Source organism: Rhodophyticola sp. CCM32, from assembly GCF_004751985.1.
GTDB lineage: Bacteria > Pseudomonadota > Alphaproteobacteria > Rhodobacterales > Rhodobacteraceae > Rhodophyticola.
The window spans coordinates 2,050,774-2,064,584 of record NZ_CP038492.1 but is presented as its reverse complement, the minus strand read 5'-3'; the positions used below and the strand labels follow the sequence as shown (position 1 = coordinate 2,064,584).

The window sequence follows — 13,811 nt, the reverse complement described above, 5'->3', positions numbered from 1 at the left end:
GATGACGATGGTTTCAGTAACGGATGCAGGTCTGCCGCAAACGGCACGCGCGCCGGTTTCCACACCCGGGGCGCGGGTGCGTGACCCGCGTCTGGATTTTTATCGTGGCATTGCCATGTTCATCATCCTGTTCGCCCATACGCCGGGCAATTTCTTCACCTCGTGGATTCCCGCCCGCTGGGGGTTTTCCGATGCGACCGAGATGTTTGTGTTCTGTTCGGGCATGGCCTCGGCCATCGCCTTTGGCGGCAGTTTCGACCGGTTCGGCTGGGCGATGGGCACGGCGCGGGTCGGGTATCGGGTCTGGCAGGTATACTGGGCGCATATCGGGATGTTCGTCATCATCGCCACGATGCTGGCGGGGATTGATCTGGCCCAGGTGTCGGACACGGTCTATATCGGCACGCTGAACCTCTGGCGGTTCTTTTCCGATCCGGGGCCGCAACTGGTGGGTCTGCTGACCCTGACCTATGTGCCGAATTATTTCGACATCCTGCCGATGTATATGGTCATTCTGATCATGCTGCCGCTGGTCATGGCACTGGCGCGGATCAACCTTTGGTTGCTGGCAGCGGCGTCCGTCACGGTCTGGGTTTTTGCGCAGAACGCCCTGCTTGAGGCGTTTGGCCTTGGCCATCTGCACCTGTCCTTCCCGGCAGAGCCATGGTCGGAACGGCAATGGTTCTTCAACCCGTTTGGCTGGCAATTGCTGTTTTTCAGCGGGTTCGCCTTCATGCGCGGCTGGATACCGGCGCCACCGCTGAGCCGCTGGCTGATCACGCTGGCGGTGGTGATCGTGCTGGCCAATGTGCCCCTGTCCAATATCGGTGTGCGCGAGTTCGGGTTCGACTGGGCGCGGGACTGGCGGATCGGAAATCGCGGCTGGATCAACAAATCCGACTTTGGCATCCTGCGCTATGTGCAGTTTCTGGCCCTTGCCTATCTGGGCTATGCGGTGGCCGGTGATGGCGGGCGGAACCTGATTGTGACCGGAACCCATGCACTGGCCCGTATCTGGGCCACGATCATCCGGCTGACCACGAAGGTGGGCCAGCAATCGCTGGCGGTTTTCCTGTTCTCGATGGTGCTGGCGCGGATCATCGGCTTTTCGCTGGACCAGGTGGGTCGCGACACATTGACGGTCACCCTCGCCAATCTGATCGGCATAGGGTTGCTCATTTGCGTCGCTCATGCGGTTGCCTGGTTCAAAGGTCAGCCATGGCGTGGGAGACCGGCAAGATGATTCTGCCCCGCCGCACCTTTCTGACGGCCCTTGCCGCCGCTGCCGCGCTGCCGAAAAAGCTGCGCGCGGAACTGGTCCGCCGGGAGCAGCCGTTTTCGACCGACTGGCTCTGGGCCGAGGCCGAGGCGCTGGCCACGCGCCCCTATCAGCCGATGCCCGAAGTGCCCGCCCCGTGGCGGGATCTGACCTATGACCAGTACCGGATGATCTGGTTCAACAGCCAGCGCGGCATCTGGACCGATACGGACCGCCCCCTGCATCTGGACCTGTTTGCGGCAGGGCTGTATTTCCCGCGCGCGGTTGAGGTCAATCTGGTCGAGAACGGCATTGCCCAGACCCTTGGCTTCGATATCGGCCTGTTTGACAGGACCGATCAGTTCCCCGATCTGCCGGTTGACGAGACCATGGGATATTCCGGTCTGCGCCTGCGGGCGGAGCTGAACACAGCCGGGATTTTCGAGGAATTCATGGTGTTCCAGGGTGCCAGCTATTTCCGGGCGATCGCCAATGGTCAGACCTATGGCCTGTCGGCGCGGGGTCTGGCCCTGGGCACCGGCGATGCCGAAGGGGAAGAATTTCCCGATTTCACGCATTTCTGGGTGGAGGCGCCTGAGCCCGGGGATGATACCCATGTGATCCACGCGCTGCTGGACGGCCCATCGACCACCGGGGCCTATAGTTTCACAATCCGCGCCGGTCGTCCGACATCGGTGCAGGTACATGCCACGCTTTTCCCCCGCCGGGATCTGGAACATGTGGGGCTTGCGCCCCTGACCTCGATGTTCCTGTTCGATGAGACAAACCATATCCGTTTCGATGATTTCCGCCCGGCGGTTCATGACAGCGAAGGCCTGTTGATCTGGAACGGGGCGGGTGAACGTTTGTGGCGGCCTCTGGCCAATCCGCGCAACCTGCAGATCAGCTATTTCATTGATGACGGCCCGCGGGGTTTCGGCCTGATGCAGCGCAGCCGCGAGGTTGAGGGTTTCGCCGATTTTGAAGCGCGTTATGAAAACCGCCCTTCGCTCTGGATCATGCCCCATGGCGATTGGGGGCAGGGTTCGATCGAGTTGGTGGAAATTCCCGCAGACCGGGAAATCTATGACAATATCGTTGCCTTCTGGCGTCCGCGTGAGGTGATCCCGGCAGGGGAGGGGTTTGATTTCTCCTATGATATGGAATGGGGCACCCAACCCCGAAACCTGCCTGATGTGGCGGTGGTGACCAACACCCGTATTGGCGGGGCGTTTGACCAGACCCGACAGGTTGTGGCGATTGATTTTGAGGATCACCCGGCCCTGCGCGGGGAGGATTTTTCGGATATCGTGATCCATCTCAGCGCCAGCGCGCTTACGCTGTCCGAGGGGGTGCTGGAGCGCAACCCCGGCACCGGCGGGTTGCGTCTGGCCTTCAGTTTCGACCCGGCCGAGGCCGAGGCAAGCGAGCTGCGCGCGCAGTTGCGGCGCGAGGGGCGCCAGATCAGTGAAGTCTGGCTCTACAGGTGGACGCAATGAGCCTCTTGAATGATCATCATGCCTGGATGCCGCCTGCCGCCCCGCTTTCCCGACCTATCCAGCAGCTGAACCGCCCCTATCGGGACAGCAACGCCCCGGAAGGCCGGACCCCGCCCTGGGCCTGGCTGTGGCGGCTGGTCACCTTTCTGCCTGCGGTTCTGACAACCCTGGCGCTGGTCGCGGCCTTCACCGACTGGTTCGCGATGGATGGGCTGACCGGGTTTGAGGGTGGATTGATCGCGATCATCTCGGTCACGTTCTTCTGGATTGCCCTGTCGGTCAGCACGGCGACACTGGGCATCGCCGCCCTGATCTTCGGCCCCGCCCGCCCGGCAGAGACACTCATGAACGAGGCTGCCAGCCCGATGGATGTGGCCCTGCTGGTACCGATCTATAACGAGGTTCCGGCGGATGTTTTCGGCAATGCCGCCGCAATGCTGACCGGCCTTGCCGCTGAGCCCAAGGGGCACAGCTATACCCTGTTCATCCTGTCGGACACGACGGATGATGCGGTTGCCGCCCTGGAAATACGGGCCTTTTTCGCGCTGAAGGCCAGCCTGCCCGGTGCGCGGCTTCATTATCGCCGCCGGACCGCCAATACCGATGGCAAGGTGGGCAACCTGGCCGATTGGGTGGAACATTGGGGCGGCGCCTATAGCGCGATGCTGGTGCTGGATGCGGACAGTCTGATGTGCGCGCAGGCAATTGCCGCGCTGACCGATGCGCTGGCCCGCGACCCGTCTGCCGGGCTGATCCAGTCCTTTCCGCTGCTCTATGGTGCGCGTACGGTTTTTGGCCGGGTGCAGCAGTTTTCCTCCCGCGTCTATGGCACGCCGCTGGCCGAGGGGCTGGCGCGCTGGACCGGGCGCGAGGGCAATTACTGGGGCCATAATGCGATCATCCGCAGCGCGGCCTTCGCGGCCTCGGCCGGGCTGCCGCGCATGGGGTCTTATCGTGGCAAGGCGGGCCGTCTGATCCTCAGCCATGATTTTGTCGAGGCCGGTCTGCTGCGTCGCGCCGGATGGGCGGTGCGGTTCCTGCCGCGTATCGGCGGCAGCTATGAGGAAGCGCCACCGACGCTGATCGACTATATTCTGCGCGACCGTCGCTGGTGTCAGGGCAATCTGCAACATCTGGGCCTGCTGGCCACGCGCGGCTTGCACCCGGTGTCCCGGTTCCACATGTTCAGCGGTGCGATGGGCTATCTTCTGTCGCCTGCCTGGTTCATGTTGCTGGTGGTCTGGGCGCTGATCGGCAATGGGCATGAAACCAATGTGATCCATTATTTCAGCGGGGTGAATCCGCAGGTCACCTGGCCCGAGATGACCACAAGCAACAATCTGGCGATCCTGATGTTCATGTATGGGATGCTTCTGGCCCCGAAACTGGTGGCGGCCGGCACGATCCAGCGGCTTGGTCTGCGGTTGCGCGATCTGGGCGGTTTGCGGCAGTTCCTGATCTCTCTGATGGCCGAGATTGCGCTGTCGATCCTGTACGCCCCGATCCTGATGATCCAGCAGTCACTGGCCGTTTTGCGGGTGACGTTCGGTCGTCGCGTCGCCTGGAAACCGCAGCAGCGCAAAGGCGGGCAGTATGGTCTGCCGGAGCTGATGAAGGTCCATTTCATCGAGACTGTGCTTGGTCTTATGCTGGTTACGGGGATGGGGCTTGGCCTGGTCAGCATCTGGCTTCTGCCGATTGCGGTCAGTCTGGCCGCCGCCATCCCGCTTTCCGCGTTCAGCGGTGTCGATCTGAATGCGCGGCGCTGGTCGCATCGGCATCTGGGTACGCCCGAGACGCTGAATGCCCCGCCGATCATCCGCCGGGCTTTGGCTGAACGTCGGCGTTTTGCAGATGTGCTGAACAGGCCCGCATCGGACCATGTCGCGGCGGAATAAAGCGTTTCGGGATAAAATCGAAACTGTTATTCGGCCTCCAGCCCCTCGAACCAGTCCAGCGCCAGATCAGACCAGCCTTGTGGAATGCCATGCCCGCCCGGATGCAGCGCAAATTCCAGCGCTGTGGCATCTGTGCAGGCATCCCACCGGCGTATCCAGAACAGGCCCGAAGTGTCGAACGCATCGGCGCGCATCTGGTCGCAGCCATTCACCTCCCGCCAGATTTGCATCGCCTGCCAGACATCGCCCTGATAAATCCGCCCCCCGCCAAGCGGGCGGCCTTCCAGTGGCACGGTCCGGTCACGCCAGCCATGGGTGTGGAGGAGACGTAGAGGCCCGGCGCAGCTTTCCGGGTGTGGCCGCCAGAAACTGCCCGCGACCGGGGCATAGGCGGCAAAGCTGTCCGGGGCCTCGCAGGCCACATAGCTGGTCATCGAGCCACCGACCGAGAAACCGCCAAGCAATACCCGATCTGCATCAATCCCGAAACGCGCGGCGGCATCGTCGCGGATCTGGGTCAGAAACGCGATTTCATCGCGCGCGCGCGGGTAATCCGGGTGAAAATACCAGCCGGTGCCAAACCGTCCCGGCCGGTCCAGCCCGTTCGGTCCGATCACCGCATAGCCCCGTCCGAGGATCGTGTCTGACATGCCGGTATTGTTGATCGCGCCCATGCCCGTGCCACCCGCCCCATGCAGAAACATCACGGCGGGCAGGCCCGTCTCAGCCCCCTCCGGCAGGGCCAGATGATAGGTGCCAAGGGGCACTTCGCAGGGGTTCGGGTCGTCCAGACAGCCCGCCAGCAGGGCGCCGGGCAGGCAGGCCAGTATCAGGCCTGCAATCCATGTCGCCGCGCCCTTACCCATTCCGGGCAACCGGCAGGTCGCGGGCCAGCCAGCCGGGTCCGGCGGCAGAGCCCAACATTCCTTCGGGCACATCCATGATGTCGGTGAACCCGGCATCGTTCAACCGGTTCGAAACCCGGGCCGAGCGGACGCCACGGGCGCAGATCAGGGCAATCGGCGCATCGGTCCGACCCTCGACCAGATCGGTCAGGGCCGGAACGAAATCATCGCGACGCATGTCCAGCTGTATGGCCCCTTCAGGTGACCCGGTCGCGGCCCATTCATCCGGGCGGCGGATGTCGATCAGGATGATGCTGCCCTCCGCCAGCAGGTGATAGGCTTCATCGGCGGATACTGTGTCTGCCGTGATCTCGGGGCGCAGCAAACTGTAGAACAGGTTCTGCCCGCCAAGCGACCAACCCGCCATCAGACCCCCGGCCAAAATGATCAGATCGATCAGAAGCCGGTACCGTGTCAAAGCCAACGCCATGGGGTTACCGCGTGAGAGAGGGACGGTGCGCCTCATGTGCAACCGGTATGAGGCCTGCGGAATGGTGTGTTGCAAAGCTGTCATTGCCCGCTGTCTTCTTGCGGGCGGCAAGAGCAATGACACATGGCATAAGCGGCAGCGTCAGCGCCAAAAGGCCAATCGGAAAGATGTGCACATCCATTTTTTGGTCAACTCCATGCCAGCAATGGCATCAGCCTGAGCGTTGGGCGTTGTATTGTCCAATCTCAATTCGGTGAGCGGCGCACAGGGTTTGATCGGGAGATGGATATCCGTTCCGGTGCAGCCATTTGATCTGGCTGTGCCCCGGCAATATTCAAGGCCTCGTGCGACCAACGGGAAACGCTGGTCGCACGAGGTCCGGTGTCACTCGATCGCGCCGGCTTCGCGGTAATAGCGCGCGGCACCCGGATGCAGTTCCATCGGGCCAAGCTGCTGTACGGCAAATGCCATATCAATCCCTGCCGCCCAGGGTGCGTCACTTGTGATCTGGTCGAGATTTTCCCAGAAGGCGCGGGTGATCTGGTACACGGTCTCCTCCTCCAGATCGCCGCGCACCCCGATGCCGACCGAGGTGTTCATCGAAATCACCGGCGCATCATTCAACTGATTTCCATAAAGTCCCGGCTGTACCTGTTCGATCCAGCGGAAATTTCCCAGAAAATTCGTCACCGCCTCGCCCTCGGCGCTTTCGGGGCCGATGAAACGGACATTTTCGGTTTCCGTGAACTGGATGAATTGCTGGCATGGATCCATGCATCCATTCACATACATGTCGATATTGCCGTCCAGAAACGCCTGGAACCCGGTTTGCCAATTGGCGCTGATCGCCTCGTAATCCTCGCCCACGACCAGCCCGGTTGTGGCCTCAACCCAGCGGCTGGCGGCGTTATAGGCGCCACCGCCCTGGGGGCCGAGGAAGACGGTCGCGCCCTCGATATCATCCAGCAGTTCGATGTCGCTTTCGCCACGCACGGCGAAATGATAATTGCCGTAGGGATACCACATCAACAGCCGCAGGTTTTCTGCGGCCTCTGTGGCGTCGGCCTCGTTTTGATACATCGCGCGGCCCTGTTGCAGCAGGGCGTAGATGGTGGGGGAGGTCATCGCAAAGTCCAGATTGCCGCGCCCGACTTCCAGCTGGTGCAGGGTTGCGGCACCGCCTGCGGCCACCTCGATGGTGGTCCCGTCAAGATTGTCATTCACCACATTGGCGAAGGTCGCCATGGTGATCGCCTGGCCCAGGCTGGGCGCAATGGTGGCCATGCGCAGAACCTGATCCTCGGCGAGCGCCGGGCCTGCGGCAAGAAGCGCCGCGATGGTGGTGCCTTTGATGAAATGGGTCATGTCTCCTCCTTCAACTGATCCATGGGTGTGTTTTCGATTGGTGATTGCGCCCCGGCTCTGTTGGTCACGCGATGGGCGATGATCAACGCCAGCCCCAGAAGGGCGGCGGGGCCTGCGATAAGGGTGTTCGGCACAAGCATGGCAAAGCCTGCGCCTGTCCGCAGCAGCCGTTCGGTCAGGGTCAACCGGTGTGTTTCCTGCCCGGCCAGGGCCGAGGTCAAAAGCCAGAGCGACAGGCTGAACCCGGTGACGACCCAGACGAGTGCGCTCCACGGAATTGTGGCGGCATCCAGCATGGCGCGGGAATTGGCGGCGTCCCCCCCGAACCATTCAAACAGCACCTGCAATTTATACAGCATCGCCGGGTGATAGACGAAGACGAAGGGGATCAGGAAACCGGCAATGCTGATCCGGGCGGCGGCAAAGCCGGTCCTGATCGGGTCCGCCCCGGCAATCGGTGCCGCCGCAAAGGCGGCCAGCGCCACGGGCGGCGTTACTGTTGACATCACCGCGAAGAACACGACGAAAAGATGCAGGGAGAGGGGCGGGATACCCACGGCCTCGATCCCCGAGCTTAGCGCGATAACAATGATGAAATAGGTGGCGCCCGGTGGCAGCCCCATACCCAGTATGATGGACCCAAGCGCGACCACCACCAGCACGCTGAACAGCGGGCCCGAGGCAAGCTGTGCCAGCAGCAGCGACAGACGCCCGGCAAAGCCCGAGATCTGGATCAGCCCCACGATCAGCCCGATGGCCGCGACGATGGTGACGATCGAGGCCGCCATCCGCCCCGCGCCCACAAAGGCGCGCCAGATCCGGTCGCGCGACCGGAAGCCGGGGAACAGCGCCAATGCTGCGATCAGCGCGGCGGCGAACCCGTAGAACCCTGCCTTGGGCACCGAGGGCTGGATGAACAGAAAGGTCGACAGCACCGCAAGCGGAATCAGGAAGACCAGACATTGCCAGCGTTCGGTGCTGCTCAGGCGCGGGCGGGCCTCCGGCGGCAGGGTGCCGATGCCCTGGCGGCGGGCCTCGAAATAGACCGACAGGAACGTGCCGAGATAATAGAAGAGCGCAGGCAGGATCGCGGCCACCACGATATAGCGGTATTCCAGCCCGATCTGGCCTGCCACGAAAAAGGCAACAACGCCCATGACCGGCGGCATCACCTGCCCGCCGGTGGAGGCTGCGGCCTCAACCGCGCCGGCGAAATGCGGTTTGAACCCGGCGCGTTTGATCACCGGGATCGTCATTGTGCCCGTGGACACGACATTGGAGACGGCCGCCCCCGAGAGCGTGCCGAAAAGCGCCGAGCTTGCCACCGCCGAATGCGCCGCCCCGCCGACAAAACCGCCGGTCAGACGGTTGGCGACTTTCATCAGCAGATCACCGGCGCCCGAGGCCATCAGCACCGCGCCGAAGACGATGAAGATCAGCACATTGCCGGAAACCACCTGCAACGGCTGGCCGAACAGCCCGCCGGTCTGCGCCCAGAAATTCTGCACCATGGCGCGCAGGTTCTGGGCGAATGTCGCCTCGGCTCCGGCAAGGATACCGGTCCAGTCGGGCAGCAGGCCGCGGGTGAAGAAATAGACCACCCAGAATATGCAGAACAGCGCGATGAACGCCCCGAAAAGCCGCCATGTCAGGTAAAGCGTGATCGCGGTCACAATCGGGAACAGCCAGAAATCAAGCGGTTCCGCGGAGGGCAGCAACCCTGCATCGGTGGCGAATATCTTCACGATCCAGGCCCCGAAACAGCCTGCCGCGGCCAGCGCCATGATCCGGTGTCTCCAGGGACCGCGCGTCAGATTGCGCATCGCCAGAAGCGAGATCACGAAGGCAAACAGGATCGGCAGGCCCAGGATCAGCCCGGTCGGCTGCAGAACCCCCCGCTCAAAAGCGCGGTAACTGCCGCCCAGCCAGTGTTCGCGCAGCAATACGCGCTGGTCCCGGCGCGACATCTCCTCCCATCCATCGCTTGTTGTCTCGACGAACCAGCGCACGAAATCCGATATCGGTCCGTTCGCGGCATAGGTCAGGATGATCAGCACAAAGCCCACGGCGAGAAGATCGGCGATCCGGTCGTCGATGCGCGGAGAGATCACAAGCGGTGGGGTCTTCTCAGTCATTTGCCGCCCCGTCCGTGTCATCCTGTAGATGGATCTGCTCTGCCGGGCCCCGGTATTTCTCGGTCAGTTCCGGGGGCACTTCGGACCCATCCACAAGGAAGGGCAGGATGCCCCGGCGCAGGCTTTTGCCGCGCATGGCCATCAGATCCGCATCTGACTTGGTGACCCGTTGCGACATGCGCAGCCCCCATTCCGCCAGAAGCTTGTAAAGCCGGTCGGTCTCAGCCCGAAACGCATCGGTCTTGGCAAGGTCGTGGAATTCATCGGGGTCGGTTTCCAGATCGAACAGCATCGGCCGGAACCCGCCCTCGGCATGGATCATCTTCCAGCGCCCATCAAAGACCATGAACAGCCGCGCATCATGGGTGGAGGACACCAGATCATCGGCGAAAGGCCGGACGGAATAATCATATTCGCTGATCACCACATCCCGCCATCCGGGGGTTTCGCCACGCAGCCAGGGCATCAGGGAACGGCCCTCGATAATATGTTCGGGCACTGCGCCGCCTGCGGCCTCGACAAAGGTGGCGGCCAGATCAATCGCTTCCACCAGTGCATCGCAGACTGTGCCGCGGGTGGCATCGGCATGGGGGCGGGGATCGGATATGATCATCGGGATTTTCACCGACGGGTCATGGAACAGGTCTTTTTCACCCATCCAGTGATCGCCCAGATAATCCCCGTGATCCGAGGTCAGCACGATCATCGTATCCTTCATCCGGCCGGTTGTTTCCAGATGGTCCAGCAATACGCCAAGCTGATCGTCGCATTGCTTGATCAGGCCCATATAGGCCGGGATCACCTTCTGGCGGATCTCATCGCGCTGAAACGCCTGGGAGATTTTGCTGTCCAGAAATGCTTTGAAAACCGGATGTGTCTCCTCCAACTCGACCGGGTTCCGGGTGGGTGCGGGCACATGGTTGGCCCCGAACATAGTGTGATAGGGGGCGGGCACGATATAGGGCCAGTGCGGCTTGATATAGCTGACATGGGCACACCATGGCCCGCTGGTCTGGTCGATAAAGCGGATCGCCTGCCGGGTCAGCCAGGGGGTTTCGCTGTCTTCCTCGCGGATATTGGCGGGTTTGTCGCTGTTCTGAAACATCCAGCCCGAGGCGATTTCGCCATCCTCGACACCTGCATTGGCGTAATCCGCCCAGGGGTTTCCCCCCGCATACCCCTTTGATTTCAGATATTCATTATAGGGGGAGCGGTTTTCATCATAAAACCCGTCAGGCCCCTGACCCCAAAGCCCGTCATCGCGGATCCAGGTGTCGAACCCGCATTCCGCCTGCCGGGCGCCGATGATGCTGTCAGGGTCCAGCCCCAGCCGGGCCATGCCTTCGGCATCGACGCGCATATGGGTCTTGCCGATCAGCCAGCAGCCCATGCCGAGCTTGCGCAAATGATCGCCCATCGTCATCTCGCCCACCCGCAGGGGATAGCCGTTCCACTGTGCCCCATGGGATGAGGGATAGCGCCCGGTATAGAAGCTCATCCGGCTCGACCCGCAGATCGGCGACTGGCAATAGGCATTCGTGAACCGTACCCCCCTTGCGGCGACACGGTCGAAATTCGGGGTCTGCAAATGCGGATGACCGGCACAGCTGAGGTAATCAAAGCGCAACTGGTCATACATGATGAACAGAATGTTCACCGGTCTCCTCCCCTTCCCATGGCGGTTGTCCACCTCATTGTTGACAGGAGTGTTAGAGCATATCGGTCCCGCCGGGCAGGCCCTAAAAAGTTACCGAGATAACTTTTTGGAATATGTCAGATATGTGTGATGCCGGAATGTCTGACTTTTCGTCACGGTATTGACCCGGGTGGCCGGTCAATCGAAGGCCGGACCTTCGGGCTTCACTCAGTGACTGGCTGGAGAGAGCCCTTTCGAACACCGCGCAATGCATCGTGCTTTCGAAAGCTTTGATCACGACGTGCAGTCCGAGTTTTGCGCATAGGATGCAGTCAGGCACCGGCTGCTTCAAAGACCCAATGAAAACCGTTACGTAAGCGACCTATTCCGGAACACTCAGCCGCTCAGCAACCCATGGGAAGACGATGTTTTCCAAACGTTCGCCGACGTGTTGGCGATGATCTCCCGCATAAACATCCAGACGATGGGGAATACGCTCGGCGCCAAGCCGTTGCGAAAACTCAAGAGTTCCAGTGGGAATATGCAAGAACTGATCGCCAAGCCCGACGCCTAATGCCAATCCCCGCATATTACGAAGATTTTCCCGGGCTTCACGGACTTGCCGCACGGGAAACTCATCAAGAAACCGATCGAATGCCGCATCATCGAGAATGATTTCTCCACGAACTGTGTCGAACGGGAAGTCACCGTAAATCGGAGGAGCTTCGACATCCGGACTGAAGGCTGTCACAATTCCCAGAACGGCAATCGGATAAAAGTCTCCATCATCCATCAGGTCTTGTAAGGCGTCTGGTCCCGTCACTGCGGCAGCGCGTTGCCACGCGTCGTTTCCGAAACTGAGGTCATCGTTCACGGCCAGGCAGCAGGGGCTTAGGGCCCATACCACCGAGAAAATCTCGGGCCGCGTCATGGCCAAATTGAGCGCACCGTAACCTCCCATGGAATGGCCCACCACCGCGCGGCTTTCGACATCCGCAAACGTGCGAAACTGCTCGTCGACAAACCCAACAAGGTTGTCTGCAATGGCGTCCGCCCAATTTCCACTGACGGGCGAGTTTCGGTAATAGCCACCGCCATACCTATTGCCGGCATTGGGCATGACCATGATCAGCTCTGGTATCTCTCCCTCTGCAATCAGGCGATCCAGGATCGAGGGAACCTCAAAGTTCTCGATCCAAACTCCGTAATCGTCAAAGATGCCATGAAGAAGATACACAACCGGGAAGCTGCGGTCCGGCTGTTGGTCATAGTTCGGGGGGAGATAGATGGCCGCGCTCAAAGTGCTGGGACTGTTGAGAAGATTACCCCTCAGTGCAGGCGCCGGAACGTCGACGTCAATGACGCGCCCGCCGGTCTGATCACCGGTTTGAGCCAGTAACTGATCAGGGCTCGAAAGCACGATCAGGGCAGAGATCAGGCCGCAGGAAAGCAGCTTCCACATTGTCGCAAGCTCCATGTAAATATTGTTAACATCTAGGGGCTGATCTTCAGATGTGCAAGTGATTATCAATGATCGTGTCGGACAAACGGCTTTGTCCCGCAAACCAAACCTCTGCCGCCATTGGCGCAGCAATGTTTGGCGTATGAGCCAGGACTGCCTGTCGGATCACCGGGGCTGGGTTTCGGAAAACTGTGTCGTATCAGATCAAACAAGCGCGGCGTTCGGTATTATGGGTCGTGGCTGTGCTTTGCGAAGTCCTCTGCCACCGCCAGCACACAGTCGCGGAAATACATGCCTGCGGGGGTCAGGGGGCGGTCAGCCGAATGGGTGATCGCGATAGAGACCGGTTCGAACTTTTCTTTGATGGGGATGCGCCGGATCTGCCAGATCGTCTCAAAATCATCCAGAAACAGCGCCGGGAAAGTGCAGACCATGTCACTATCGGCCAAAATCGCCAGAATGCTGAGCACGCTGTCGGAGTTCAGCAGGGGCTGTGGCGCAGGCAGGCCCAGATTGGTGAACCGTGCGGCGACGATGGCGCGGCGTTCTTTCGGGCCGATCATCACCCATTGTGCATCAGACAGGTCCAGCAGACTGGTTGCCGTGGCATATTTGGAATTCTGCCCGGTCACGACGGCAATCGGTGTGCGGACAATCTCGGTCACGTTCAGCCCGTTGATCCTGATGCCCTGGGGCGCCGGACCGATGACGAAATCGACAACCCCGTTGCGCAAGGGGCCAAAAGCCATCGGTTCATGGCCGCCACCGATCTGGACATGCACCTTGGCAAACCGGCGGCGAAACCGGTGCAGGGCGCGGGGCACGAATTTCGTTGCCGCCAGCGGCGAGACGGTGACATTCAGATTGCCATCCATCTCGCCTGTGATCTGGCTGACCTCTTCATGCATCCGGCGCAGTTCTTCCTGAATGATCCGCGCCCGGCGCAGGATCACCCTGCCATGTTCGGTCACCAGAACACCGCTGGGGCCGCGTTCGAAAATGGAGGTTCCCAGATCGGCCTCGGCCTGTCTGAGCGCTTTGGTCAGGGCGGGCTGGGTGCGCCCCAGCATCCTGGCCGCAGCGCGCAGGCTGCCTGCCCGTTCGATGGTCAGGATGATCTCGATATGTCTGAGGTTCATCTGTGGTCTCCCCCAGCAAACAGATCAGATTGCCCCGCTGCCCGCCATGGTTTTGTTGACCCGGGTGAGGCGGGGCGCGCGGTC

The 13,811-nt window shown here is 61.3% G+C and carries 10 protein-coding genes; 3 read left to right on the top strand and 7 right to left on the bottom strand.

Annotation, left to right across the window (positions count from 1 at the left end; all coding sequences use genetic code 11):
• The first annotated feature begins 1 nt into the window (after nucleotide 1).
• Genes E2K80_RS09965 through mdoH form a run of 3 tightly spaced genes read left to right on the top strand, consistent with a single transcriptional unit; the run spans nucleotide 2 to nucleotide 4,655 of the window.
• Complete coding sequence (locus E2K80_RS09965; RefSeq protein ID WP_238475484.1) at nucleotides 2-1,243, top strand: OpgC family protein; 1,242 nt, start codon at nucleotides 2-4, stop codon at nucleotides 1,241-1,243.
• Nucleotides 1,240-2,757 carry a glucan biosynthesis protein gene (locus E2K80_RS09960; protein WP_210405365.1) on the top strand — a complete coding sequence of 506 codons (1,518 nt, stop codon included), beginning with the start codon at nucleotides 1,240-1,242 and terminating at the stop codon, nucleotides 2,755-2,757. The genes E2K80_RS09965 and E2K80_RS09960 overlap by 4 nt, the downstream gene beginning before the upstream one ends.
• Nucleotides 2,754-4,655 carry a glucans biosynthesis glucosyltransferase MdoH gene (gene mdoH, locus E2K80_RS09955; protein WP_135374874.1) on the top strand — a complete coding sequence of 634 codons (1,902 nt, stop codon included), beginning with the start codon at nucleotides 2,754-2,756 and terminating at the stop codon, nucleotides 4,653-4,655. The genes E2K80_RS09960 and mdoH overlap by 4 nt, the downstream gene beginning before the upstream one ends.
• 26 nt (nucleotides 4,656-4,681) lie before the next feature.
• Here mdoH and E2K80_RS09950 read toward each other — a convergent pair whose 3' ends face one another.
• From E2K80_RS09950 to E2K80_RS09920, 7 genes are all read right to left on the bottom strand, one after another.
• A complete protein-coding gene (locus tag E2K80_RS09950) occupies nucleotides 4,682-5,521 on the bottom strand; it encodes an alpha/beta hydrolase family esterase (protein WP_135374873.1) in 840 nt (279 codons plus the stop codon).
• Nucleotides 5,514-5,990: a rhodanese-like domain-containing protein gene (locus E2K80_RS09945; protein ID WP_210405364.1), complete on the bottom strand. Its 477-nt coding sequence runs from the start codon at nucleotides 5,988-5,990 to the stop codon at nucleotides 5,514-5,516. The genes E2K80_RS09950 and E2K80_RS09945 overlap by 8 nt, the downstream gene beginning before the upstream one ends.
• A gap of 384 nt (nucleotides 5,991-6,374) precedes the next feature.
• Complete coding sequence (locus E2K80_RS09940; RefSeq protein WP_135374871.1) at nucleotides 6,375-7,355, bottom strand: TAXI family TRAP transporter solute-binding subunit; 981 nt, start codon at nucleotides 7,353-7,355, stop codon at nucleotides 6,375-6,377.
• Nucleotides 7,352-9,490: a TRAP transporter permease gene (locus E2K80_RS09935; protein WP_168193157.1), complete on the bottom strand. Its 2,139-nt coding sequence runs from the start codon at nucleotides 9,488-9,490 to the stop codon at nucleotides 7,352-7,354. Before E2K80_RS09935 ends, E2K80_RS09940 begins: the two co-directional genes overlap by 4 nt.
• A complete protein-coding gene (locus E2K80_RS09930; RefSeq protein ID WP_135374869.1) occupies nucleotides 9,483-11,147 on the bottom strand; it encodes a sulfatase-like hydrolase/transferase in 1,665 nt (554 codons plus the stop codon). The genes E2K80_RS09935 and E2K80_RS09930 overlap by 8 nt, the downstream gene beginning before the upstream one ends.
• A gap of 361 nt (nucleotides 11,148-11,508) precedes the next feature.
• Nucleotides 11,509-12,588, bottom strand: coding sequence for an alpha/beta hydrolase (locus E2K80_RS09925; RefSeq protein WP_168193156.1), 1,080 nt, complete (start codon nucleotides 12,586-12,588; stop codon nucleotides 11,509-11,511).
• Nucleotides 12,589-12,815: 227 nt separating this feature from the next.
• Nucleotides 12,816-13,727 (bottom strand): LysR family transcriptional regulator, encoded by a 912-nt coding sequence (locus E2K80_RS09920; protein WP_135374867.1) that lies wholly within the window; start codon nucleotides 13,725-13,727, stop codon nucleotides 12,816-12,818.
• Nucleotides 13,728-13,811 lie beyond the last annotated feature (84 nt).